We start from the raw sequence: 23130 nt of genomic DNA, 5'->3' as shown, positions 1-23130 counted from the left end.
CAAGCGCCCGAGCGCCCGCACAAATGCGACAGAGCTATAACGCGTCAGAATTTCTTAATGCGTCGATCACATCAATCGGCGGCGAGCGGATGACTGCCGCAGCCATATGACGTTGTTCGTCGCGTTTGTCGGCTCCTGGACACAGATTTGTTCGTTGAACTATCTGTCAGTTTCCCGATCTGACTAAGAAACATTTCCATCATTTTATCAGCATTATCATTATTTTAGTAGCCCCTTACGACCGGGAACGGCTATAACCCCGTGCATGCTGTTGGGCATTCAGGTGTCCCGAAAAACCGCATGGTACAAACAACGGAGTAAACAGCTTTGGAGAGCAATAAGATCCTTTCCGTGGAGTCACAGGCTCCTGCACTGAAAGTGCGGGACTGGGTACGTGGCGAGCCCCTCGCGAACTTCCAGCCAGGTAAATTGTACATTCTTGAATTTTGTGGAACCTGGTGCGGACCTTGTGTGGGGGCGATGCTCAACCTGATAGAGCTGCAGGAGACTTACAAGGACAGTGGAGTTGAGGTCGTCGCAGTGGCGGCAGACGAAAGGGCTGCATCCGCCGATGAGGCCCGCACCAAGCTTGACGCGTGGTTAACTGAGAATTTCCCGAAGTTGAACTTTCGGGTCGGGCTCGACGACACAGGCGCAATGGACACGCTTTGGATGAAGCCGAGTTTTTCGATCGGGATTCCGAGGGTGTTCGTGATCGACAGAGACGGCTCCATCGCCTTTATCGGCCATCCGGACAAATTGCACGACGTTCTTCCGCAATTGCTTGACGGCACCTGGCGCACCAGCGCTCAGGCGAAAGCCGCCGAAAGGGAGCGGATCGCCGTAGATGAACCAAAAGCGCGCAAACAAGCATTGATGGAGCCAATCAGAGGCAAAAGAAGGGCGGCGGAGGAAATAGGGGATTGGAAGACGGCCCTTGCGGCGATCGAGGAGGGCATCGCCCTTGATTCGGACAACTACAATTTGCGCGCGTCTCAAGTCCATCTGCTGCTTGATAAAATCTGCGACATGGAAACTGGCCTGGCGGTGCTATGGCAATTCGTTCGCGAAGCCGTCGACAGAGGCGGCGCACATTGGCTGCTTACGGCGATGATGCAAATCTTCCATCAGAGCCTTCCCTCTGGCGAGCGTTTCGCGATGGGCAAGGTACTTTCAAAACACATCCTGGCCCTTGATCTCGCGCAATGCAGTCTCCCCCCGTCCCTGCTTTTTCGGGAGGTGGCTCGCTACTATCATGAAATCGGCAACAAAGACCGCGCCGTCGAGTTGATCGAACTGGCGTTGAAGTCGCTGGACGGACCAGATCCTGATATGCACGGACTGAAAAAAGACTTTAAACCAGATCTGCTGCAGACGCTGGCCAACTACAAGGGCGAAGAGGTTTGTTACGGCGATGTTTGTGTGGTGCCGCGGACCAGTGCCACGCCGAAGGCGGAGCAGGAGAACCCGGCTGAAAGGGGAGCTCTTGAATGACTTCTATTCCATGTGCACCAAAGCTCGGCGTCTTCTCGTAGCGGAGGCGCTATAGCGTTTCCCGGTCTGAGTTCGCGCCCGGGGAGCGGAACAAAAGTCGCCCGCATTTCTGTGGCGCCGAGCAATTTGGCACCAGGTCCCCCAACCTGTTCGTAGTGCCCGCGCAGGTCACCCGGCGCGGGCGTTCTCAGTTTAGGAATGACCTAGGAACAGCGCTTTCAGTTACCGTTTTTGTCCCCTTTTTGTGTCCGACGTCGCGGCTATCTGCGTAAGCCTTGCCACCGTCTTCAAAGACGGTGATTGCCACCAGCGGCGTTGCAACCAAGTGTGCCACCCCGAGAAGCAATACAGCGATAAGCCGTTTCATTGCTTTACCCTCACAACCAGTTACGAGCGCGGCCTTTCGTCGAATCACCTGTCGAATGACATTCATCGTGTCGAGTGGCAATCTGCACCAAGCCGCCCACTTAGATTACGGCAGGGTTAAAAGCTGACAATATAGAGAATCCTATTGGGAAAGCTTTTGCCGCGGCGTCGGCCTTTCCGTTGCCAGCGGGATATCAACGCTTCTTCAATCCAGGGAATGGATCTCGCCCCAACGCCTTGGCAATCTTCCGCCAGTCTTGTCCGCCCATCCCGGGTATTCGCAGCAATTCTGGGGTCGGCTGATTTTGCATATCTCCGACCACCTCATAGCCGGTCTGGTTTAGCTCGCGGAGAAGCGAAGGCCTGAGTTTCAAGTCTGCAAGTTTTGTGTCCATGCGAACAAGGAAAGCAGACCGACGCGCATCGCGCAAGTGCATGCCTATGCAAATCAGCGCCGCAACTGCGCGCCGTCGCGCTGACCAGCCTCGATCCTCTGCAGGATTTCGCGCATTACACGTGTATCGATCGAGAGGCTGTTGAGCGTATTCTCGACGGCCTTCATAGAGGTGGCCGCTTCGGCCGCCTGCTTCTCCACCGCCGAGATCCGGAGCTCGTGATTGTCGATCTGCCGGAGGGAGACTTCGGCCGCTGTCAGGCGCTTGTCGAGGCGATCGATGGAATTTGCCTGCGAATTCTGGTTGGCGTTCACCCTCTCCCAAGTCGCGCCCCACGCAACGAGGCCGCCGGCAAAGCCAAATAGGATCACCAGGGTGTTGAGGTTATATTCAAACCTCCATTTCGGAGTTGCGACCATCTTTTCGGTTTCCTGTGTTTCAGACAATCCCCTGCCCCTCGTATGCAATGCTGGATGGTTACTGCTGCGCCGCGTCGTGGCGGGCACATTCGCTCTGGGTCCAGGCGCGGGCGCCGCATAGCCCCGCGACCGTTTCGTCAATTTTGTCCTGATCGGTCGGCGTCGCGCCTCGAGCGCCGATCAGGGACGTACCGACGACGGCCCTAGCCGCCTGGTTGAGGCGGTCTTTCGACGCACTGACCTGTTGCGTTGACGTACAGCCGGCCGCGCTCAATGCACAGGCGGCGGTTAAAGCGAGCGCGATCAGCTTCATCTCGCAGTTCTCCGATGGCTTTGTTGGTTGCGGAATCCAGTTCGGCGCGTTCGAGCTTCCGGCCCTCTTCCCTCGCTCCGGGGATGATCCAGAGCGCGTTGACCGTCTGCATGCCGATAAAGACGAAGATGTCGCCGGCAACAGCGCCAGCGGCCAGAGAGAGGCGGCTGAACATCAAGCCTCCTCCCAGTCTGGTATGTCGACCGTCTCGCCAGCGAGCGCATGCGTGCAGTCAGAAAGGAACTGGATGCGGCCATCGGCCACGAATGAATGGCAGATCGCCGGCGGAGCCCCGTCCTTGCCGGCGTCGGAACCGTCGTAGGTGACAAGGACGGAAGGGGTGAACGTGGGCGCATCCGGGTTTCCGTTATAGCGCCAGCGCAGCCCGGCGCCCTCGCCGACACCGACCTGATGCGCGCCATCGCAGCCCGGGCACCAGAACATGAGCCGGCCGCCCTCGACGCTGCGGAGCTTCTTCGAGAGAGCAGCCATCACGCCATCCCCTCTACCTGCTTGGCGACCGCCTTCCGATCGGCGTTCTTGCGCCAGTAGAGGAAGCCGGCGATGCCGCCGAAGGCGACGAGGATCAGGAGAAGGTTCTGCCAAGGTATGCCGCCGATCGCCGTGACCAGCGAAGCGCCGCCGCCGATGACAGACGGGGTGATGACCTCTTTCGACTTCCACCAAGGCGCATCGAGGCTGGGCGGCGTGACGGGTACCGGTACCGGCTTCTCCTCGGTCACGGGCGCCGCCTTCACCTCCGGCCGTGCCGCTTCGCCCGGAGTGAGCGCCACGAGCGCTGTATGCATCGCAGCACGGGTTTTCGGACCGACGTCGCCGTCGACCTGCAGGCGCTGGTCAGCCTGGAACTGAAGGACGTTGTCGGCACGATAGCCGAGCAGAACGAGCGAGATCCGGGCGAGCCGGTCAAACCGGTCGGCCAAGCCGTTCTTGCCGCCGTTTATCTTTCTCGTAACGGTCTCACAGTCCCCCTCGTCGGCCCAGCGGTTCAGATCCCGAGTGTCCCAGTAGAACAGAGGCACCAGGCCTTCCCACGGATCGGCATTGACCGCGTCCGGATCCTTTACGAAGTCCGGGCAGTTGAGGCCGGCCGCGCGGCACCAGTTGCGGAACTGGCGATAATTATCCCTGCCGGTCAGTTGCATTCCGGTTCGGCCGCGGTAGAGATGTCCGTCGCCATCCTTCTCCGGCGTGTTGCCAAGATCGGTGCGGGTGTCGTAGCGCTGCTGCGCCGGCGTCGGGCCCCAGATCTCGCGATCATAGCGGAAGTCGCCGCTTTCATGCATGAGCTGGGCGAAATACTGGGAGAGACGGTGCGGCCGATCCATGCCGAAACGCTCCCCGTACCTGTCCAGCGCCACAAGCACGGACGCGAGGTTGCTCTCGTTCACCCTGCCCGTTGCGGCCGCGCGAACGTGCTGAGCGGTGATGGCGCTCATTGAAGTCTCCTGGTTGTCGTTGGGGAATATTCGGCGGCTGGTGTATGGCTGCCGGCAATGTTCAGGCTTAACTTGACGTTGGCCGCTTTGCCCCTCGGAGGCGGCCGAGAGGCTCGTCGCCGGCAGCAGCCCTTGACGGGCCTCGCCAATGATCCCACATCAATGGGAAATTGGGGGCTTGGACTTGGGCTTGGACATAAACGACAGCGAAGCGGAGAGCGCCGGCCCAATCGAGCTGGTTACTGACCTCTCAGAAATCGCGGCACAGTGCGCCGCTTCGAATCTTCTGGACTTTGCGGCGCAGCTTGCCGGCCTCGCCGAGGACCTCAAAGCTCTAGCGGCAAGGCCAATCGAGCCCGTGCCGATATTGACCGAGGCCGACGATCGGCCGGAGCCGGGCGGTGCAGAGCCAGAATAACGGGTCGGTCTGTTCTTAGACGCGAAAGGGCCCCTTCTCTCTCGACGAAAGAAGAGGCCCCGCGTCTGAGCGTTCGAATTCACAGACGCTTCCATTTACGTGTTGAACGCGGTTGATGCAATCGAATATCGCCGCGCCGGGAGGCACGGTTTTATCCATTTGATTTTTCCTTTGGGTTGGGGTTTAAGCCCCGCAAGGCGGGATTGCGGGAAATTCACTCGACCAGCGACGGAAACCGTGCCCATATGGTTGAGCCGGAGCCGTCTTTCGGATCATGAAGAGGCAAGCACAATGTCTTACGAGTGGGACCCCAAGCGAGCTCATCGGAAGAGCGTGATCAGGTTCCTCGCCGCGCTAGCCGTGCCAGCCATATTGCTCAGTTCAGCGATTGCTGTCGCCGAATGGGCGAGAGATCCAGCCGCTACAACTGCGGCCACTGAAACGCCGGCAGTTCGGCCATGAACTCTTCGACACTGGGCTGCAGCCGCTCGCCGGCCAACACCTTCACCAGCTCAGCCGTGGAATAGGTCCACACTGCCGATCGCCAGGCGAAGAGGGCCTCGCCCTCGGCCGCGAACTGCGGGTTCGGATCGCCGCGATAGGTGATGGCGGTCTGGATGCCGTCATATTGCCGCTCGCGTGCCTTGGCATCGAGATGCGCCTGGATGGCGGCCGAGTATTGCGCCTGCAGCGCTGCGCGCGCCTCTGCCGCCTTCTGCTCGGCCGTGACAACTTTCGATAGGTCAACCGTCCACATTGGCAGGCTCCTCTTCAGCAGGATCAGGGATCGACGGCTGCGGATCGGCCGGCAACGCAATTACCCCGTCAGGCGGGTCGATGAGTGGCGGAGGGAACGCAACGGCCTGAGAGGGGCTCGGACCGTGCGGCAGGATGAGCGTCAGGTGAAGCTCGCCGGCGATGCGTTCGACGGGGCCGACAAGCCATTCACAAGGAACCTCGCCGGCCGGTATCGTCGCACCGTCCGGCAAGGTCGAGAAGTCGAATGCCATACCGTTGATCGTGAGGGCGTCACCAGCCTTGGTGACCGTCAGGAGGTCATCGCGGCGCTGGGGAGAGAGATCAACTATCATCAGAACCACCTTCCGAAAGCTGACCATTCATAGGGAACATCGTTTGCGGTCGAGCCTGACACGCCCATCCTGACGGCGGCATTGGCGCCGTTCTTGGAGTAGGCACCAAGCACTGTGAAGCCGCGGAACGTTGGGAAGACTGATACCGAGTAGCTTGTATTGGAGAACGTCGCCGGGAAGCTGATCAGCGCGTTGCCGGTGACGGAGGCTCCAGAGGTAGAGCCAAAGTGGTTGTTGAGGTTGGTCGAAACGTTAATCGTTCCCGTTCCCTAACAGATCTGCGTGCCGTCCGCAAAACGCACGTACTCGCCGTTGGCGTTGCTGCCGGGCTCGATGATTGCTCCTGTCGGAATTCCAGATGCTTGCCCGACAAGGCCGACCACTTCGCGCGGGATGACGTTCCAGGGCTGCCACGTGGCGCCGGTGGCATCGGTTGAGTATCGCCACCAGACTCCCCGCGATGAATGATAGAGGGTTTGATACATGAGATTGTTGGCGTTTCGGCCATGCATAACCAGGATCGCGGTCCATATGTTGGACGCGCCATAAGCTGCCGGGCCGTTAGACCAGGTGCCCGCGATCGAATACACCCCTGGCACCATAATCGTGTTGAAATCGCCATCGGAGAGGCCAACGCCCGCGCCAGTCGGGCTAGGTGGCGTTCCGCCGAAGACCGGGCCGAGCTTGCCGAGCAAGCCGATCATGTCCGCTGCCGAAATGATGTCACGTCCCTTCGCCTTGATGTCGGCCAGGACAGCAGTCGCCGCACCATTGAAGTAGGCGATCTTGTCAGCTGCCGGCGTTAGCCCCGCCAAAGCCGCGAGCACAGCATTGTCGAGCCGCTGAATGTAGGTCGAGAGTGCCTGGGCGTTTACGGTCTGCTGCTGCAGGTAGGCCGTATCGCGAACGATCCAGTACCCCTGCCCGGCCGCCGTGGTGCCCCGCCATGGCTTGGCGAGGGTGAGCTGGGTGTTGCTGTCGACCGAGAGGATCGGGACCAGGTTACCGTTGCTGCTGTCGAGGCCGAAGAGGCCGCCGGCGATCAACGCGGTCGCCCAGGCAGTTCCGGAGCCGGTGACAACGGCACTGCCGGCGGTCACGGAAACCGTGCCCGTTACATAGGGTATGGTCATGTCAGGAGTTCCTAAGCTGGAATGCCGAGAATGTAGTAGCGGATGCCGAGCACGTGATCGGCGCCTTCCGTTCGCCACGTGCCGGGATTGTCCGCATCGTTGTAATAGTCGCCCGGCTGCCCGCGATTGGTAACAAACGTGGCGCTTGTCTGCGTGAGCCGGCAATGGGAACTATCACCGCACTCAAAATTGCTGCTGGTCGAATAGACGCGTTGACGAACGGTCGGAAGCTTGATCGACTCGGTCCAACTACCAACGCTAGTTTCGGACCCCGCCCCGTGTTTGGTCATGTATTTGACCATAGGGAACATGCCGGAAGCGTCAAAATTAATGACCGTTTGGAGCGGGCTTCCTACCGCAACACTGAAATAGCCTTCGGCAATGATTTGCACGCAAGGCCAGCGCGTATCTATGATGATATCCGCCCATGAGGGCGGGTTGGCTGAACCGGGGCGCAAGAACTGCACAACGTCTTGCCCGCCTTCCGTGAATTCCCTTAGCACGCGGTTACTGCCGTTCGTCGGCGGGTCTCCTGCGTCGAGGTAGAGCATGAACCGGGCGCGCATCGTATTGGACGAATTGAAATAAATTCGCGAGCCGCTGAACCAATAATCCGCACCCAGGCCGTTACTCATGTTCGGATTGAAAGGGTAGTAGATCGTTGATCCCTCATAAAAATGAACATCAAGGGCCATGTTTGCCGGCAAGGTGATGCCGGTCTCATAGAAGGATTCACCGGCAGGAATTGCGATGTCCGCAGCGGCAATGACCTTCACAGGCACACGGCGGCTGTCGAACGAAACTTGCCATTCGTTCGCCGTCTCCGCGTTGTAGCCGGGCTTTGCGATTATCATCTTATCGGATCGCAGAATGATGTTCTTCGATCCATTTGGAGCCAAGGGCGGCGCTTCCAGCGACGGGTCTTCATTGCCGGGCAGGTTCCACACGATCAACCGCTTTTCTCGTGACAAGAAGCGGTTGTATGCATCGTCATTCGTTGACGTGGTGATTTTGGCGTAAGTACCATATGGGAAATCACCCCATTGACCGACACTGCCGCTAAAGTTCTTCATCCACGGGGCCTGATACCAGTTCCCCATAAAGAAATAACCGCCTTGGTCGTTATAGTATTTCCCTGAATAGCGGCGCTGAATTCGCTGCTGGTTGAAACGCCCGGTGTTCGTCCGTGTGGCTTTCACGTCAAACAGGGGCATATTGTATTTGCATTTCGGGAACGCGGAATTACGGAACAGCCATGTGGACTCTCCGCCGCCTGATCCTTCCATCTTCTGATAGTTGGACGCATTCGACCCTGCCGGGTAATAATTGTATTGGACACTTCCCCCAGAGCTAATTTGATTGATACGCTCGATATGGGCAATCGACGCGTTCAGAGCGTATTTCGAGTTATAGAGGAACTTCGACCGCTGACTGTCCGGAGTGGTTCGCGGATTGTCGGCGTCATTCTTCATGATCTTGATGCAGCCGGCGCCGGTGCTGTCGACGCCAATCATAGTCCTGGTCATCAGCTGAAGATCTCGATCGTGCCGTTGTTGAGGTCGATTTTCATTTTGCCGTTCAGCGACTGAAGAAGACCGGCATTGACCGTGCCGATGTTGGCAATCGCCAGCTTCAGCTCGCCATTTTCGAAGACGAGCGGATAGTGCCGGCTGTTGCCTGACGTGACGAGGAACTGATCCGCCTGCACGGCCATGCGCGACTTCTGCACACCGCCTTCGGTGTAAAGCTCGACATAGAAGCCCGACACCTTGAAGCTCTGGTTGGTCCCGGCTCGCAACAACACCGAGAAACGGGCATCAACGCCGGTCGGCGCCGCGACCGCCTCGAACTTCACCAGTCCTTGTGCGAACCGGCCGTTGAAATCAGCGCTCACGCCGCTGATGCTGCTCGCAAGCGCCCCGTCGCCGTCTGCGCGAGCGGTCTCCTCGGCGATCAAGCGGGCGAGGTTGCCATCGGCTTCAGCGTCGAGTGTCGTGATCGAGCTTGCGAGGGCGCTGTCTGTCGTTGCGCGCACGGTCTCCTCGGTGATCAGCCGCGCATTTGTGGTGCCGAGGCTAGCCTGCAGGTACGTGAGCAACTGCGCCATCGCCTCGTTCTCGGAGACGCGAACCCGGCGCTCCTCGGTGATCTGCGCCAGCGCGTCACCGATGGTGGCAACGATCTGCTGGCGCTCGATCTGTCCGACAGCACCCTCAAGTGAGAAAGCATCCAGCAGCTCGACCAGGCGCGGCCGGAAGAATTCGTCCATCTCCTGCTGCAGTTCCTTGAAGCGGTTCAGCGCATCGTCCTGCAGCTGTTGCAAGCCAGTGAGCAGCGTCTGCAGACCGGTCGGCTGCGCCGTCGTCATCCAGGGCGTAAAGGTGCGCAGCCGGTCGGGCACGGTCGTGATCGTCGCCCGGGCGTTATAGACCTTGCCGGAAACGACGTTCTTCGTGGTGCGGAAGCTGCCGTCCTCGGGCGAGGTGCACTGATCCTCGAAGATCTCTGTCGTGCCTTCGATCTGATAGACGAAGCGCACGGCGGTGATTGTCGGATCGTCCGGCGGTGTCCAGGTGAACAGCAGCGCCGGCGTGTCATAGCCCTGAGCGCCGTTGATCATGCCGACGGCAACATTGAAATTCTGCACCGTCGAGAGCAGCGACGGGTTGATCGGCGGCGTCGGCGGGATGACGATCGGCCCGGGCTCGATGCCGTCGTCGTCATAGATCGCCGCGCTGGTCTCGGAGAGCACCAGCGTGATGCGCAGCCGATCGTCGGCCCGCCACTCGCTGATCAGCCAGGTCTTGCCGCGCCAGGTGATCCACTCGCCTTCCTGTACCGCCAGACCGAAGCGACGACTGACGGGAACCGTGGCCTTGCCGCCCATGCGGTTCTGCCGGTAGCGGATATTGAGCAGGTACTGCGCAATGTCCGGATCGGTCACCTGCAGGAAATCGATGCTCGTCTGCCGGTTACGACCATCGGCGGCGATGTCCGCATTTACATAGACCGGCTTCAGGCTCTCTGGGTTCCACATCGATTCTATCGAGGTGAACTGGCCGGAAAGGTGATTGTAGCGCTCGAATGCCGACGGCCGGAACTGCACGTCCTTGGCGCGATCGATAGGAATGTCGGCCGCGGTCAGATCCTTGACCGGGATCTGCGGTGCACCGGGGATGACGCCGGAGAGGCCGCGGCGGTTGAGCCCATAGCCGGCCATCGCATCGTCGAACTGCTTCAGCACCTCGGTATGGTCATCGTCGCCGCTGACGAAGAGTGAGCACTCATAGGTCTTCTTCCCGTTCGCCCGCAGCGTGTCGCAGACGTTCATCGCCACGAAATAGGTGGCGAGATCAATCTGGCCGAGGCTCTTGCCCTCGCCGATCAGCGTTCGGCCGGATACGAGCGCGCGCAGCCCCAGCTGATAATTGAGCCGGTGCACGGCCGGGTTCTTCGTGTGCACCCAGGTTGACGGTGTATTGAGCCGCTGCGTCCCGGAGCCGCCGGCCACCGTCGAGTCCTTGCGCGGATCGTATTCGCGCAAGCCGCGCAGCACGAAATCGATGTCCGGCTTGCCTTTGCCGGCGTCGCGGAAGAATTCGAGATGATAGTAGCGCTCGACGACAACATAGCACATGCTCGAAAGCTTGCTGGTCGCCTTCCACTTGTTGCCGAGAGTGGCCGTAACGTCGACGAGGCGCTGATCGACGCCCTGTCCCGGCCGGCCGTCATAGAAGCGGATCGAGATTGCGCTGTTGCCGTCGCCGTCGATGAAGCCCTGCACGCCGTAACGCGCGACCTCGTTGCCGATCGTCGCCTGCGCCACGAGATTATATTTCTCGCCATACATGTAGACGTAAGGCTCGAGCCCGTCGCACCAGCCGTTGGCGAGGATGAAGACCTCCGCGTTGCGCTTGTTGCCCTTGTCCCACTTGGCATAAAAGGCGCGCTGGCCCTTGGTCTTGCCAACGCCATAGAGCGTGCCGACCGGCACGTCGCCGCCGAACTGGATCTCGCCCTGAACGGCCGTGTGCTTCTGCTTGCCCTGTTTCTGCTGGGTGAGCTTGCCCACGGCAAACTTGGCGCCGAAGGCGAGCGCGCCGCCGATCAGGCTGGTGGCAAGCGCAGAGCCGCCGAACAGCGCGCCGGCGATTGCCGTGGCGATTCCTGTAAAGATTGCCATGATGGATTATCCGAGATGAAAGGCGGCAATGACGTCGGCGAGGCGGTGATCGCTGCGGCCGCGTTCGGTCTTGGTGACGAAACGGGCGCCGAGGCAGATGCCTACGTGCTCGGCGCCATCGGTAAGACGCAGGATGACGAGATCGCCGAGGCGCGCTTCCGCGCCGCCCTTCGGCTGCTGGCCGAGCTCGGCCGCGAAGAAGCTCACCAGCGACGTGTGCCCCCGCCGACGCAGCGCCCGCTGCGCACCGGCAAGCGTCCGGTAGGCGCCACGGTAATTGTCGGCGATCGCCGAGCCCGTCAGCGCATCGACAAAGGCGCAGCCGAGCATGAAGCAATCGGCCGATCCATAGGCATAGGGTTTCGCAAGCTCACGCGCGAGCGTGGCTTCGACGATGCGGAAGCGGTTCATGGGGACCTATCAGGATTCGACATTTTCGACTGGGGATGCTTATCTCCCGCAACTTCCAGGAGAGATAAAGCATGGCGAAGAACGAGCAGGCCGTTGGGGCCGGAGTAGCAGCGCAAGCATTGGCGGCTGCTGCGCTGGAAATGCTGCTGTGGTTAGGCCACGACGACGTTATTGAGGAAGTCAAGTCGATTGCGTTGCATACTGTGAACCGGTCCATCGACGAAGCATCGAACATAGACAAGGATCGGGCGAAAGATCACGCCCGCCACGCCTTGTTGGCACTCGTTGAAACCATTAAGTTGAAGCAGGCGACGGACAAAACACGGCAGGATCGATTGTCATAACAAGAGAGCCGTTGACCTCCCGATGGCTGTGGCCAATCGAAGGGCTATCGTGTTCAGTCTTTGGTTGGCGTCTCGGGGACATTCGTGCGGCGCACGCCCTGAGACTTGTAATCTACTGCTATTACGTTTTTCATCGAAGGAACTCCTATCGGCTCACCTGTCCCCATTCCTCGGGGATGGTCGCATTCGTCGCCACGTGCTCCAGGCCCGTGTCGGTCGGATTATTGTCGAACTGCTGCTCGGCCTGCGAGCGCTTGACGCCGGTAGAGCCCCGCGCCGATCGTCCCGGCGGTTGCAGATCGATCATCATCGTCAGCGTTCGTTCGGAGCCGGAGACCGCGCCTTCGTTGTAGCGCACCTGGTCGATCTCGTAGATGGTCGAGACCAGCACCCCGACGACGTTGCTCGTGTTCGGCTCGCCGGCGAGCGAGGTGATGATGACGGGCGCGTTCTGGTAGTTGAACTCCTCGATCCTCGCGACCGCATCCTCAGGATCGGTCACCGGGATATTGGAGAAGACGACGGTCCGCGTGGTGACGGCCACGCCGACGGCGCTCACCAGGTCACCGGGCTGGAGATACCGGTTCGGCAGGTACAGCAAGCCATTGTAGCTGAATTTGCGGCCGCCGCGGTGATAGCCGACCGTTTTGCCGGGCAGATCGAAGCGGATCAGGTCCAGCAGCGCGAACTCGCCGCTCTCGATCAGATCCTCGACCTCGGGAGATAGCACGCTCATGAGAGGAACAGCTCCGTTGCGGTAAACTGGACGTTATAGTTCGGCCAGGTCTTCGGCAGGCTGAAGCTACCCGCATCCATCTCCATGATGCAGGATGGCTTCTCGAAATGGACGGTGCACGGCAGGGTGAACACCTGCAGGTCGAGCCCGAAGCGGATCTTCAGGGTGACGATGCCGGTCGCATCCGCAGTCGCAACCTGGCTTATCCGATGCAGCGATCGCACGAAGGTCGACTTCCGCACCTCGACATAGTCACCGCGCGCCAGTTTAAACCCGGCAGGCAGTCCCGAAACGACGATCGTGTTGCCGTCAGTGATCGACTGCAGCACGGCGTCACCATTGAAAGCACCTCCGCCAGCCTTCACGCCGGAAAGGGGATTGCTGCCCTGATAGGCGATCGGCCGTGGTCGGTGCGCATCGTAGCCGGCGATTACACCGCCGTCGTTCGCATCCATGTTGAAAGCGTCGAACAAGGCCGCCTCGGTCGTTGTCAGCTTCGACGCCGAATAGGAGGCGATCCAGTAAGGCGTCCCGGAATACGCCGTCTCGGTCCGCCTGCCTTCCATGCGGTTCGTGTCGCGGATGCGCACCGGGTCGAACGCGACCTGCCCGTAAACCACGCTCGGAAGCGAAATGACAAACGCCATCAGAAATCTTCCCCGCCATTCTGGCGATAGTTCGCCCGGGCTTCCTCGTTGCTGCGCACGATGCGCACGGTCTGATCACCGGTTTGCTCGAGGACACTGGCCAACAAATCCTTGCTCAGTACGATCTCAACTACGGTGCGACCGCCGCCGCCCTCCCCATCGCTTGACGCGCCGGACAGCTTGCTCGGCGCGATGATCCGGCCGTGGCTCGTCGGGGCAAAGAACTCGTCCTCATATTCGTTCACCCGGTAGATGCGACCTGGCGATACATCGCCGCCGCCGGCGCGCGCGCCGCCATAGCCGAGGAATCCGCCGAGGGTCGTGGTCGGCACGAAGTTGGAGGCGGAACCGCCTCCGCCGCCGAAGATCTCGCTGAAGAGTGAACCGAAAAGCCCCTTCCCGTTCGTCTGGACATTGATGATCTCGGACAGCAGCGCCGCGATCGCCTCCTTCGCATCGAAACTCCCGTCCACGATGCGCATCAGCTGGTCGTCGAGGACCTGTCCCATCCGCTCGGCTGCTTCCTCGCTCCGCTCATACTGCTCGGCCAGCGCCTCCTCGGCTGCGAGCTGGCGGTACTTTTCGTCGATGAGCGCCGATATCTGCTGGCCTTCCTTCGAGGTCGCCTCGACACCTGCCTCGCGGAGCGCAATGGTCCGCTCCCGCTCGATGTCGGTGAGCCCGATGATCGCCAGTTCCTCGCGCAGCGACGCGATGACGTCGTCGATCGCCTTCTTTTCCTTTTCGGCCTCAGAGACTTTCTTGGACCGCCCGCCGCCTTTTTCTTCCGTAGGGATCGGCGTCCAGGACCGCTCTGTTGAGCGGTTCATTGGGCTAAGCCGACCGTTCAGCACGTCAACGATCTTTGCCTCTTCCTCTGCGAGCTTGCGGCTCTCTTCCTTCAGAGCCTCTATCTGACCGGTGTAGCCGGCAAGATTCGCGTTCTTGCTGTTTTCAAATCCAAGTTTCTTGGCGACGTCGGAAAGCTTTTCGTCCTGTCGAGCCTGCTCTTCTTTTTTTCTGAGGATCTCATTCTCGATCGCAAGTCGCCGCTCTCCGATTTCAGCTTGCCTGCCCTGAAGCGTGCTGTTCATCTGGTTTTGGAAATCACGGAAGCCGTCGATGAATTCCATCAAGCTGTCGGCGGCTGAGACTATCGCTCCCTTGAGATTCGTCCCGACGGTCGTCGCGAGCATGTTGAACTTGCGATCGATCTCTTGCGCCCTATCGATCATCTGCTCGTCAAGGACGATGCCAAGATCGTTCGCGGCCCGAATGGTGTCGCGGATGCCGGCCTCGCCCGCCTCTATCAGCTGCACGAACTGCTCGCCGCCTGTCCCACCGAAAATTTCGTCCATGATGCGGATCTGCGCCGCTCTGTCGAGCTCGCCCAAACGGCCGATGATTTCGGTGAAGAGCTCGGCAGGATCCTCGAGCTTCTGCTTCAGATCCTCGGCCGAGTAGCCGAGGCGCTGGAATGCCTCTGCTGCCGAGCCGCCTCCAGTGACGATGAATTCGTCGGCACGGAGGTTCAGTTCCTTGATCCCGTCGGTTAGTGCGTCGACGCCGACACGGTTCTGCTCGGCCACATATTTGAGCTCTTGGAAGCTCTTGACGTCGAGGCCGGCGCGGCGAGCCTCGTCGCCGATCGCAGCAATCGCGCCCGCTGCATCGCGCAATGCGGTAACGCTTGCAGCCGAGACAAGCCCGGTCACGAGGCCGGCCCCGCCCGCGACCAGGTTCTTGATTCGGCCGAAGGAGGTCACGACATCCGTCGCGGTCGACTTCGAAAGCGCCCGCACTCGAGCAAGAGCAGACTCGAAGCCCTTCGGATCACCGGAGATCGTGACGGGAATATCTGGACGGCTCATTGCGAACCTCGAAAACCGAAATTGAGGATTAGCGACGCAGTTACCAGTTGACTCCCACTGGCTTTATGCAACTTTTGCCGCATTGGTATTGGGAGGGAAGCCGTGGCCGCCGGCATATTTTTGTTAGGTATTTTGCAGATTGTCGGTGGCGTACTTGTCGCTTTCGCAGCGAAATCTGCAATGAATGAGATTGTCGGCGCCATTTCCTTCGGCCTCGGCGTCGTCGGCGCGGCGCTCGGCATCAATATTGCCAAGATTGACGACTACGTGAAACCAAGCTGATCAACTGCCGATCGTCCTCGCGTTCGGACTGCCCTTCAGCGATGGACGAACGCCATGCTCTGCGGCAATGCGCCGGACCTCCTCACGCGAAATGAACGGTCCGCCGCGAACATTCCCGGAAAGCCCCTCCACGGTCATCTCGAATTCCGCCGCCGTCGCCTTCCAGAACATTTCCGGCGACCAGCCGAGCATCTTCGGGTTCGTGGCGATCCGGTACAGCGCCTTGAGATGATTCTTGATCAGGAGGGGCTTACGGACTTTCCCAGGACAGCGTCTCCGGCAATCTGCGACGCGGTCCGCTCGTCCCGCCGTATTGTCCCGGCAGCAATGTGAGCCGAGAGCGCCTTTTCGACCGCCTCGCGCCAGGCAAGCTGGTCGGCGGCCGAGATATTACCGTCGTCGAGGATCCTCGCCGAAAGCGCCGATATCTGATCCTCGTCATCCGCGACAATCAGGCAGCGGACGGCGCAGGCAACCGCCTTCGGCTCGAAACCGAGGAGGCGGCCGTAGAGCTCGTCGAGGGTGCGGGCGCCGATCGCATCGGAGAGACGAGCGAGCCCGGAGAAGGTGACGGCGATGCGGAAGTCGATCGCACCGATGCGAACCTCCGCCTCGCCGCGCAATGGATTGGCAGGCAGCATGGAAATCTCCGCTTAGACAGCCGGCACGAAGGTGAGAGCGCCGGTCATGGCGCAACGGATGTCGGCCTGCAGCTCGTTCGTCTTGTCGCCCGAGAAGGTCATTGAGACGAGCATGTCGCCTTCGAAGGTGCCGACGCCGGGCACCGTGACCTGATACTCGGTGATGACCTGGTTGACGGCGTCGGCGGTGACCGCCTTCATCGTGACGGTATCGACGAAGGCGCCCTGCCCGCTGAAACGGATGGACTGGATGCCATACATCAGCGCCAGCGTGAGCTTGCTGCCGGGATCGGTGCAGCTCGGTTTAGTGATGTCGATTTCCTCGTTGTTGATCTCGAGGGATCGCTGTTCGGTGATGCAGGCCAAGGTGAAGGCACCTGCGCCGGTCGAGCGGGCAAGCGTGAGCTGACGGCCGAGAGCCATGGCAAATTCCTCTTCGTGCTGGTGGGAGTGGTGGCGCTACTGCATGCCGCCCAAAAGTGTGCAGCGGTTTTGGGATAACGGCATGCAGAGCGTTTAGAGCGCAGCCTGGTCGGGATTGGCGGCGAGCGTCTTGTAGGCGATCTGGTAGTTGAGCGAACCGGCAAGCAGGGAGATGCCGGTTTGCGGGTTGACGAAATACTGTTCCGACTGCAGCAGCGCCTCAATGGCGAGGCCGCCGAGAGTGATGTCCGAGGCCATCGCAGCCTCGATCAGCACGCAAAGTCGATCGAATTCCTCTTCCGGTTCATCGTCCTGCAAATGCACGACGACCGAGAGCGGCAAGGACCGATCGTAGCCGTCTTCTCCGGCTGGCCCTGACGAGGGCCGGACCGTCAAGGTCTCCGACCTGTCGGCCCAGGTGACCGTGAGGGCCGGCAGCTTCTCCTGCGGGATGGCACCCTTGCGGCCGCGCTTCACCTTGTCAGCACCGGAGAACTCCGAAATGGCCGAGAGGCGCGCGATGACGGCCGCGAAGATCTGACTGCGGAGATGCGGCATATCAGGCGACCGTGCGGCCGAGGTCGCGCAGCACCTGGTTCACGACAACCGCGGAATAACCCGCCTCGAGAATCCGTGCGCGCGCCTTGCCACTATCAAGCAGGCGACCGATGTCGGAGCGGATCGCCGAGCGGAGCCGCGACGGCAATTGCGGCCACGGCCGCTGCGTCATAGCGCCGGCGGTCTGGCGCGCAGCCTTCTTCTTGGCGCCCTCTTCCGTCGAGAACAGCGCCTGGCAGAGGTCCTCCATCGGGTCGACCGCGGCGGCCGGCGCTTCCTGTTCCTGTGTCTTCATGATCAGATGTCTCCGGCAAGCGAGATGCGGAGCATGGCCCGCGCATCATCGTCGATGTTGATGACCTGGTAGGTGACGCCGCCGATCGCGACGCTGTCGCGCTGGCTGGCGAGACCGGGAACCGCGGAGGCGGACACGGCGAGCAGATGGGTGGTGCCTTCGACCGCCTGCTCCTGCTCCTCCGCCAGGTCGGTTTCCCGCCACACTCGCAGGATGACCCGGACGGCAGGCCTCGGGACCCCGTCGACCGTGAACACCGCGTCGGCATTGCCGAAGGCCTTGGCGAACTTCGGCCCCATCCGTTCGAACATGGCGGGACGCGGCGTCATTTTGGAGCCTTGAGCTTTTCGATCTCGGCCTGAAGCTTGGTGACTTCGCCAGCCAGCGTCGCATTGTCGGCCTCAAGCTGCTCGTTCTGCTTGAGCAGCGTGTTGCGGTCGCCGATGGCGCTGTCGCGCTCCGCCGTCATACGGTCATTGTCGGCCGAAAGCTTGTCGTTGTCGGCCGAGAGCTTCTCGATCGCCTCGCGAAGCTTGTCGAGATCGATGGAAGGCACGGGCGCCGCGGACGTGGCGTCGGGACCGGCGGTCCAGGCACCAAAATTTTTGCGGAAGTTTTCCGCTTCCTCGGCCGTGATCCCGCCGGTACCGACCGGAACCGGCTCACCCGGCCTGTAGGATTTCTTGCCGACCTTGACGGTCACATTGAACTGCTCGGTTTTCTTGCTCATCGGAGCGTCCTTTCAAGTCCCGATATCCGCCGGCTGGAAACCGGCGGATATGCGGACGAACACGGGGTTGGGGATTAGCGGACCAGCGCGAACAGGCTGGCGTCGGGCTCCGGAGCGATCGGAAGCGGTGCTGCCTGCGTCTGGACGATGGTTCGCGAGGGGTTCCGTTCCCGCCACATGTCGGGGAAGCGCTCCATAGACAGGAGCGCGTCGTTGTCGAGGATGGCGCCGTAAGCGAAGTGGCCCATGAAGCCGAAGGGATCGAAGATCCCGACGCCCATGGAAGGCCAGAAGTTGTTGCGCACGCCGCCAACCGTGTAGGGCTGCGAATACTGGATGAACGTCAGCTCGCCGATGGTGCCGAGAACCGCGTAATACTTGTTCTCCGCGCCGGTGCTGACCGGCCCCAGCTGCATGATGCCGCCGTCCTGGCGCCGGTTGTCTAGCGCCTCGAGGAAGCGCAGCGACTTCTTCAGGAGACCCGCAGCGCCCGGGCCGAGCAGCACCTCGCGGGCGGTGAAGCCGCTGGTATCGGAAAGCAGCTGCACCCACGCCTCGACATCGTCCATCGGGTCGACGCCGGCTTCGCCCCAGCGCGCTGCGCCGGCGAGCGCGATCGTCAGCGCGGCATTGCGGCCGAAGTTGACCGTCTGCGTCGGATAGTCCTCGCCCTCGACGATCACCTGACCGGTGCGGATAACCTGCGAGCACATGAACTCCTCGCGCCGCGTGATCCGCTGGTCCTGGTCGTCGATGATCGTCGCCAGATTGTAGGCGTAGCGTTGCGCCGGCGAGTTGCGGCCGCCGATCGGCTCGCCCGGCATGCGGATCATGTTGCCGCCGGGGCGAAGCGTATTCTGCGGCTTGACGTAAGCCGGCGTGAAACTGGTCGCCTTGAAGCCGCGGTTGGCCGAGTCCTTGCCGGGAACATCTGGGTGGACGAACGGCGCGAGCTCACGGTCCGGCAGGATCTTGTCGAAGACGATCTGTTCCATGTCGGAAAGGACCGTGGTGGAGAAATAGCGATCGCGCAGGAAAGCTTCCGGGCGATCGCGAGGCGGCAGAACCGCAACGAGTTCCGCGGTGGAGAGGAGAAGTTCTTCCATGTGTGTGGTGTCCTTTCGGTCTCTGGCTTACTTCAGGACGCGCACGTAGAGGGGAGCGCCTGCCTTGCGGAAAGCGGCCTCGACGGTCGCGGCCGTGTGTCCGGCGCCCAGAAAGAGTTTCGTCGAATCGAAGGCGCCGCTCGCGTAAGCCGCGGCGACGACGTCACCGGCGGATGCATCGCAATCGGTCGCCAGCACCAGGCCGGGCGTCTGCGACCCATCAGCAGCGGCCGAAGCGGACAGGGTGTATTTGTCCGATGCGGTGATATTGCCGAGGACAGCACCGCGCTTGAGGTTCTGGCCGCTGACGATGGTGATGTTGCGGGTGATGACCGGAACGTCGGAAACGAGCAGGTCGTTCGGGGCGAAGGTTGCTTCTCCCATGATCAGGAATCCTTCCGGTTACGGCCGTGACGGGCCAGGATGGTGGAGCGGACGGTGGAGATCACCGCCTGTTTCTCGGTGGCCTTGCCGCCGCCCGGCGTGCCGGCGCCGAGAGTCGGGCTCTTTCCGGCCATGCGACCGGCAAGGCGCGAACCGCCGGCGGAAGCGGAGGAGAGAAGCGCACCCGCTTCCTTGGCCGAGTAGAACCTCGAGCCGAAGGCAAGCTCGGCGGCGAGGCCGGGATTGCTCTCGGCCTTCGGGTGCATGAGGATCGAGCGGATGCGACCCTGCTCGGCGCGGCGGACGGTGCTTGCCGACGTCTTGCCGTCGTCGGTCTCTTCTCCCTCGGCCTCGGCGCTGGTGTCCTCCTCCTCGGTCTCGCTCTCCGGATCGGAAGGGGTATCCTCGGCGGAAGTGTCCTCCTCTTCGGTTTCGATCACTTCCTCGTCTTCCGGCCGCTCGTCTTCCAGCCGGGAGCCCTTCTTGCCGCTAATGGCGGCGAGCACGCTCCGCGTGAGCGCGCTGCTACGCGTCAAGTTCGACATTCGTCGTCTCCAGTTGATGTTGGGGTTAGCCGGCTGTCCGGCTCAGTTCAGCTTCGAAGGCCTCGAGAACCTGCGAAGGGCGTGCAACCGCGTCGGCGAGGCCGGCATCAACCGCCTTCTGTCCGCGATAGACCCGCGCCTCAGTGGCGAGAGCGGATTGCTGTGTCAGCCGGCCGGCGCGGTACCGCGCGACGGTGGCTGCAAATTCGACGCGGAGCTCCTCTAGCTCGGCGAGTTCCTGCTGAAGCACATCGTCGGGGATGGCTTCGTACGGATTGAAGTCGGCCTTGTGCTCGCCGGCCTTCAGAATGGTGACCTTGAGGCCTTCCTTCGCGAGCCAGGCGCTCATATCGACATGCATCGAGATGACGCCGATCGAGCCGCAGATACCGGTCTGCGGAATGACCAGCTGCCGGCAAGGTGAGGCCAGCAGATAACCGGCCGAGCACGCATGATCCGTCAGAACGGCGATCGTGGGCTTCACCTGCGAAAGCTCAAAAATCTGCTCGGCGCAATCGAAGGCGCCGGTCACCTCGCCGCCATAGCTGTCGACTTCGAACACGACGGCCTTGATGTCGTCGCGCTCGATGCAATCCCGGACCTGCACTCCGATCGCTTCGTAGCTGGTCATGCCGCAGGACTTGCCGATCCACTTGCCCTTGTTCACGAGCGAGCCCTCGATCTCGATCAACGCAATGCCGGACGCGACGAGATCCGGACCAGGGTAGACACGCTCACCGTCCCAGTCGGTCGCATTGCGGAGCTTCTCGCCGAGAAGTCCCATCTCCTCGCCGCCGCCGACCTGCGCCGGAGCGTCCGGGCTGCCGAGCACGCGCGGGCCGAAAGCCCGCGCAATGATGTCGCCCTTTGACGGATGCAGCATCAGCGGCGCGCCGAACATCCGACTGGCGATTTCGGGATAGTTCCTCATGCCGTTTTCCTTCTGGAGATCCTCGGGATGCCGGCGGGATGCCGTGCCGAAGTCCGGCCGTTGACTTCTTCCTCGGTCTCGTCGCCCGGCTCGGCTGGCGGAGCGGCACTCGCCTGCGATCTGGCCTCGGGCTTGCCCGGATCGGGATCGAGGCCGAGCCGTTCGTAGAAGGCCCGTTCCCGGGCGCGCTGCTGCGCATCCATCTTCCAGTCCCGCCCCTGCTCGGCCGCTTCCTGCTGGAGCGTGGTGAGATTGCCGGCGAGCCGCTCGCTGGCGGCCTGCGCCTCCCGCAGCGGGTCGATCCAGCCTCGGCCGGGACCGATCCAGTCCGCATGGCACCATGCGGCCGGGTTCTGCTCGAAGCGAACGGCGCCCGCCGGAAGCTCGATCAGGCCCTTGTCGAACACCTCCTCGAGCCATGCCCGATAGATCGGCGCCATGAACTGCGAGGCGAAGCCGCCCTTCTTGGCGGTAAAGCCGCGCCAGATTTCCAGGAGTGCGGCGCGTGCCGACGAATAGTTCACCTGGCTCCAGTCCATGGTCAGCTGCTCGTAGGTGACGCCGATGGCGCTCGCGACCTTGCGCAGCGCCGCATTGACGAAGGCCTCGAAGTTGGCGTTCGGGTGCTCCGGCTTGGTCAGCGTCGCCTTTTCGCCGGGCTGCAGCGTGTTGATGCGAACGCCGGGCAAGTCGATCGGTGCAGCGCCGTAATATGCTTTCTGCGCGGCCGACATTTCGCCGAAGAGCTTGGCGATACCGTCGTTGCCGTAATCGGCGCCCATCGCCTCGAGCATCTCTTCCGGATCGAAGGGCGTTTCGATGAAGGCGGCCATGACGGCGTTCAGCATTGCCGCCTGGCTCTCATAATCCTCGTAATCGGTCGACTGCTTGATCGACCGCATCACCGGCGCCCAGTCGGAAACGCCGCGCGTCATGCCGGCGCGCTTCTGCTCGTAGGCGTGAATGACGATCGGGCGCCCCCATTCGGTCTCCCGCTCGACATACTCCCAGTGCCACATGCCGGTATTCCCGGCGAAGAACTCGCCAGGATGCGACTTACGGAAGTGATAGCCGACCGGTGCGCCGTAACCGTCAATGGCGACGCCGTCGCGCAGGAACTCTTCGTCCATGCGACCGTGGGGGTTCGAACACCGTGCCGGATCGACGACATGGATCGCCGTCTGGAACAGCGGCGCATTGTCCTGCCAGACGATGACACCGAAGGCCTCGCCCTCGGGACCGAACCGCTGACGGGCAGCAAGGCCGAGAACGCCGGCCATGGTTTTCGTCCGCTCGGCGTCGCACCATTTGTCGACATCCTGCGTATAATCGCGCCACAGGGCCTCGATCTTGTCGGCGATCTCCTCCGCCTGCTCAAACGTCATGTTGAGCGAGACGTGGTTCGGCCGCGCTGCAAGTGTCCAGCCCGAGCCGATGATATTGTCGACGAGGCGCGAGGTGCCGGCGGCGCCCCAGCCGTCATTGCGGGCGACGTCGTTTAGCCGGTCGACGAGCTCGGAGCGCGACCAGGTCAGCGCCGACTGACCGGACCAGGTGCCCGGCCGCCATTTGGCGAAGGACGGGTGATCGTAGGATGCACCCTGGTAGGCCGAAGACGCCATCAGCCGGTTTTTCGCGACCTGCACGCGCGCAGCGGCACGAACTGCCGGCGAAAGCGGCTTCGCATCGGGGCCGAGGATCGTGACTTCGCCGCTCATCCGAAGATCACTCCACGGCTGCGCGCCCGGGCGAAGCGGCGAAGGCCGAGTTTCGCCTCGAGGTCGCGGACATATTGACGAAGCGCGCCGATGTTGGCCGCGGCATAGGTGACGCTCTCGCCGTTATAGCTGAGCGAGACCTCGGCGCGGCCAAGCTCCATCTGGTGCAAGGCCTCACGTGCGTCGTCGAGCCGTGCCAGAAGCACGGCGCGTTCCTGTTCGGTCAGTGCCATATG

General features: G+C 61.7%; 33 protein-coding genes. 4 read left to right on the top strand and 29 right to left on the bottom strand.

Annotated features, from left to right (window positions below; translation table 11 throughout):
• The first annotated feature begins 327 nt into the window (after nucleotides 1-327).
• Entirely contained in the window at nucleotides 328-1494 is a 1167-nt protein-coding gene (locus JOH52_RS16660) for a TlpA disulfide reductase family protein (protein WP_080590401.1), read from the top strand.
• Between the two features lie 187 nt (nucleotides 1495-1681).
• Here the strand turns inward: JOH52_RS16660 and JOH52_RS16655 are convergent, their stop codons facing one another.
• The 7 genes from JOH52_RS16655 to JOH52_RS16635 form a co-directional block, all read right to left on the bottom strand.
• Nucleotides 1682-1861 carry a hypothetical protein gene (locus tag JOH52_RS16655; RefSeq protein WP_080567524.1) on the bottom strand — a complete coding sequence of 60 codons (180 nt, stop codon included), beginning with the start codon at nucleotides 1859-1861 and terminating at the stop codon, nucleotides 1682-1684.
• Between the two features lie 193 nt (nucleotides 1862-2054).
• Entirely contained in the window at nucleotides 2055-2255 is a 201-nt protein-coding gene (locus tag JOH52_RS35095) for a hypothetical protein (RefSeq protein ID WP_026030363.1), read from the bottom strand.
• A gap of 53 nt (nucleotides 2256-2308) precedes the next feature.
• Nucleotides 2309-2674 (bottom strand): hypothetical protein, encoded by a 366-nt coding sequence (locus JOH52_RS16650; RefSeq protein ID WP_014529631.1) that lies wholly within the window; start codon nucleotides 2672-2674, stop codon nucleotides 2309-2311.
• A gap of 58 nt (nucleotides 2675-2732) precedes the next feature.
• Nucleotides 2733-2987 (bottom strand): hypothetical protein, encoded by a 255-nt coding sequence (locus tag JOH52_RS35090; protein ID WP_017272411.1) that lies wholly within the window; start codon nucleotides 2985-2987, stop codon nucleotides 2733-2735.
• Complete coding sequence (locus tag JOH52_RS16645; RefSeq protein WP_014529630.1) at nucleotides 2878-3162, bottom strand: hypothetical protein; 285 nt, start codon at nucleotides 3160-3162, stop codon at nucleotides 2878-2880. The genes JOH52_RS35090 and JOH52_RS16645 overlap by 110 nt, the downstream gene beginning before the upstream one ends.
• Nucleotides 3162-3479 carry a ubiquitination-like system serine protease family protein gene (locus tag JOH52_RS16640; protein ID WP_014529629.1) on the bottom strand — a complete coding sequence of 106 codons (318 nt, stop codon included), beginning with the start codon at nucleotides 3477-3479 and terminating at the stop codon, nucleotides 3162-3164. Before JOH52_RS16640 ends, JOH52_RS16645 begins: the two co-directional genes overlap by 1 nt.
• Nucleotides 3479-4447, bottom strand: coding sequence for a peptidoglycan-binding protein (locus JOH52_RS16635; protein WP_014529628.1), 969 nt, complete (start codon nucleotides 4445-4447; stop codon nucleotides 3479-3481). Before JOH52_RS16635 ends, JOH52_RS16640 begins: the two co-directional genes overlap by 1 nt.
• 148 nt (nucleotides 4448-4595) lie before the next feature.
• On the opposite strand from JOH52_RS16635, the gene JOH52_RS16630 reads away from it, so the two are divergent.
• Nucleotides 4596-4865 (top strand): hypothetical protein, encoded by a 270-nt coding sequence (locus tag JOH52_RS16630; RefSeq protein WP_014529627.1) that lies wholly within the window; start codon nucleotides 4596-4598, stop codon nucleotides 4863-4865.
• A gap of 421 nt (nucleotides 4866-5286) precedes the next feature.
• Here the strand turns inward: JOH52_RS16630 and JOH52_RS16625 are convergent, their stop codons facing one another.
• From JOH52_RS16625 to JOH52_RS16600, 6 genes are all read right to left on the bottom strand, one after another.
• Entirely contained in the window at nucleotides 5287-5622 is a 336-nt protein-coding gene (locus JOH52_RS16625; RefSeq protein WP_014529626.1) for a hypothetical protein, read from the bottom strand.
• Nucleotides 5609-5956: a hypothetical protein gene (locus tag JOH52_RS16620; RefSeq protein WP_014529625.1), complete on the bottom strand. Its 348-nt coding sequence runs from the start codon at nucleotides 5954-5956 to the stop codon at nucleotides 5609-5611. Before JOH52_RS16620 ends, JOH52_RS16625 begins: the two co-directional genes overlap by 14 nt.
• A gap of 269 nt (nucleotides 5957-6225) precedes the next feature.
• Nucleotides 6226-7089, bottom strand: coding sequence for a pyocin knob domain-containing protein (locus tag JOH52_RS16615; protein WP_234842741.1), 864 nt, complete (start codon nucleotides 7087-7089; stop codon nucleotides 6226-6228).
• Nucleotides 7090-7100: 11 nt separating this feature from the next.
• Entirely contained in the window at nucleotides 7101-8615 is a 1515-nt protein-coding gene (locus tag JOH52_RS16610) for a hypothetical protein (protein WP_026029902.1), read from the bottom strand.
• Nucleotides 8615-11272, bottom strand: coding sequence for a phage tail tip fiber protein (locus JOH52_RS16605; protein WP_014529622.1), 2658 nt, complete (start codon nucleotides 11270-11272; stop codon nucleotides 8615-8617). The genes JOH52_RS16610 and JOH52_RS16605 overlap by 1 nt, the downstream gene beginning before the upstream one ends.
• A 6-nt stretch (nucleotides 11273-11278) precedes the next feature.
• On the bottom strand, nucleotides 11279-11683 hold the full coding sequence (locus JOH52_RS16600; RefSeq protein WP_014529621.1) for a DUF6950 family protein: 405 nt from the start codon (nucleotides 11681-11683) through the stop codon (nucleotides 11279-11281).
• A 71-nt stretch (nucleotides 11684-11754) separates the two neighbouring features.
• Between JOH52_RS16600 and JOH52_RS16595 the strand changes: the two genes are divergently transcribed.
• Nucleotides 11755-12027, top strand: a complete 273-nt coding sequence (locus JOH52_RS16595) for a hypothetical protein (RefSeq protein ID WP_013843999.1) — start codon at nucleotides 11755-11757, stop codon at nucleotides 12025-12027.
• Nucleotides 12028-12172: 145 nt separating this feature from the next.
• On the opposite strand, the gene JOH52_RS16590 is transcribed toward JOH52_RS16595, so the two are convergent.
• From JOH52_RS16590 to JOH52_RS16580, 3 genes are read right to left on the bottom strand one after another with little or no spacing between them, the layout of a single operon-like run.
• Complete coding sequence (locus JOH52_RS16590; RefSeq protein WP_014529620.1) at nucleotides 12173-12763, bottom strand: DUF2163 domain-containing protein; 591 nt, start codon at nucleotides 12761-12763, stop codon at nucleotides 12173-12175.
• Entirely contained in the window at nucleotides 12760-13353 is a 594-nt protein-coding gene (locus JOH52_RS16585; protein WP_373865780.1) for a hypothetical protein, read from the bottom strand. Before JOH52_RS16585 ends, JOH52_RS16590 begins: the two co-directional genes overlap by 4 nt.
• A 56-nt stretch (nucleotides 13354-13409) precedes the next feature.
• Entirely contained in the window at nucleotides 13410-15281 is a 1872-nt protein-coding gene (locus JOH52_RS16580; protein WP_014529618.1) for a coiled-coil domain-containing protein, read from the bottom strand.
• Nucleotides 15282-15383: 102 nt separating this feature from the next.
• Here JOH52_RS16580 and JOH52_RS16575 point away from each other — a divergent pair, with 102 nt between their 5' ends.
• Nucleotides 15384-15563, top strand: a complete 180-nt coding sequence (locus JOH52_RS16575) for a hypothetical protein (protein WP_014529617.1) — start codon at nucleotides 15384-15386, stop codon at nucleotides 15561-15563.
• On the opposite strand, the gene JOH52_RS16570 is transcribed toward JOH52_RS16575, so the two are convergent.
• The 13 genes from JOH52_RS16570 to gpW all read right to left on the bottom strand — a co-directional run bounded on the left by JOH52_RS16570 (nucleotide 15564) and on the right by gpW (nucleotide 23127).
• Nucleotides 15564-15755: a hypothetical protein gene (locus JOH52_RS16570; protein ID WP_014529419.1), complete on the bottom strand. Its 192-nt coding sequence runs from the start codon at nucleotides 15753-15755 to the stop codon at nucleotides 15564-15566.
• A 47-nt stretch (nucleotides 15756-15802) separates the two neighbouring features.
• Nucleotides 15803-16204, bottom strand: coding sequence for a hypothetical protein (locus tag JOH52_RS16565; protein WP_014529616.1), 402 nt, complete (start codon nucleotides 16202-16204; stop codon nucleotides 15803-15805).
• A gap of 12 nt (nucleotides 16205-16216) precedes the next feature.
• Nucleotides 16217-16627 carry a phage tail tube protein gene (locus JOH52_RS16560; RefSeq protein ID WP_011975792.1) on the bottom strand — a complete coding sequence of 137 codons (411 nt, stop codon included), beginning with the start codon at nucleotides 16625-16627 and terminating at the stop codon, nucleotides 16217-16219.
• Between the two features lie 93 nt (nucleotides 16628-16720).
• Entirely contained in the window at nucleotides 16721-17185 is a 465-nt protein-coding gene (locus JOH52_RS16555) for a hypothetical protein (RefSeq protein WP_017265746.1), read from the bottom strand.
• 1 nt (nucleotide 17186) lies between these two features.
• Nucleotides 17187-17480 (bottom strand): hypothetical protein, encoded by a 294-nt coding sequence (locus JOH52_RS16550; RefSeq protein ID WP_014529614.1) that lies wholly within the window; start codon nucleotides 17478-17480, stop codon nucleotides 17187-17189.
• A 2-nt stretch (nucleotides 17481-17482) separates the two neighbouring features.
• Nucleotides 17483-17809, bottom strand: a complete 327-nt coding sequence (locus tag JOH52_RS16545; RefSeq protein WP_014529613.1) for a head-tail joining protein — start codon at nucleotides 17807-17809, stop codon at nucleotides 17483-17485.
• Nucleotides 17806-18210, bottom strand: coding sequence for a hypothetical protein (locus JOH52_RS16540; protein ID WP_014529612.1), 405 nt, complete (start codon nucleotides 18208-18210; stop codon nucleotides 17806-17808). The genes JOH52_RS16545 and JOH52_RS16540 overlap by 4 nt, the downstream gene beginning before the upstream one ends.
• A 74-nt stretch (nucleotides 18211-18284) precedes the next feature.
• Nucleotides 18285-19316 carry a major capsid protein gene (locus tag JOH52_RS16535; protein WP_014529611.1) on the bottom strand — a complete coding sequence of 344 codons (1032 nt, stop codon included), beginning with the start codon at nucleotides 19314-19316 and terminating at the stop codon, nucleotides 18285-18287.
• A 27-nt stretch (nucleotides 19317-19343) separates the two neighbouring features.
• Nucleotides 19344-19700 carry a head decoration protein gene (locus JOH52_RS16530; RefSeq protein WP_014529610.1) on the bottom strand — a complete coding sequence of 119 codons (357 nt, stop codon included), beginning with the start codon at nucleotides 19698-19700 and terminating at the stop codon, nucleotides 19344-19346.
• Between the two features lie 2 nt (nucleotides 19701-19702).
• The gene (locus tag JOH52_RS16525) at nucleotides 19703-20245 is read right to left on the bottom strand and encodes a hypothetical protein (protein ID WP_014529609.1); all 543 of its coding nucleotides are present in this window, start codon (nucleotides 20243-20245) and stop codon (nucleotides 19703-19705) included.
• A gap of 25 nt (nucleotides 20246-20270) precedes the next feature.
• Entirely contained in the window at nucleotides 20271-21176 is a 906-nt protein-coding gene (locus JOH52_RS16520; RefSeq protein ID WP_014529608.1) for a S49 family peptidase, read from the bottom strand.
• Nucleotides 21173-22894, bottom strand: coding sequence for a phage portal protein (locus JOH52_RS16515; RefSeq protein WP_014529607.1), 1722 nt, complete (start codon nucleotides 22892-22894; stop codon nucleotides 21173-21175). The genes JOH52_RS16520 and JOH52_RS16515 overlap by 4 nt, the downstream gene beginning before the upstream one ends.
• Nucleotides 22891-23127 (bottom strand): gpW family head-tail joining protein, encoded by a 237-nt coding sequence (gene gpW / locus JOH52_RS16510; RefSeq protein ID WP_014529606.1) that lies wholly within the window; start codon nucleotides 23125-23127, stop codon nucleotides 22891-22893. Before gpW ends, JOH52_RS16515 begins: the two co-directional genes overlap by 4 nt.
• Nucleotides 23128-23130 lie beyond the last annotated feature (3 nt).

This window comes from Sinorhizobium meliloti (genome assembly GCF_017876815.1).
In the GTDB taxonomy this organism is placed as follows: Bacteria; Pseudomonadota; Alphaproteobacteria; order Rhizobiales; family Rhizobiaceae; genus Sinorhizobium; species Sinorhizobium meliloti.
Note: the sequence above shows the minus strand (reverse complement) of the source record. Positions and strands in the feature narration are given on the sequence as shown.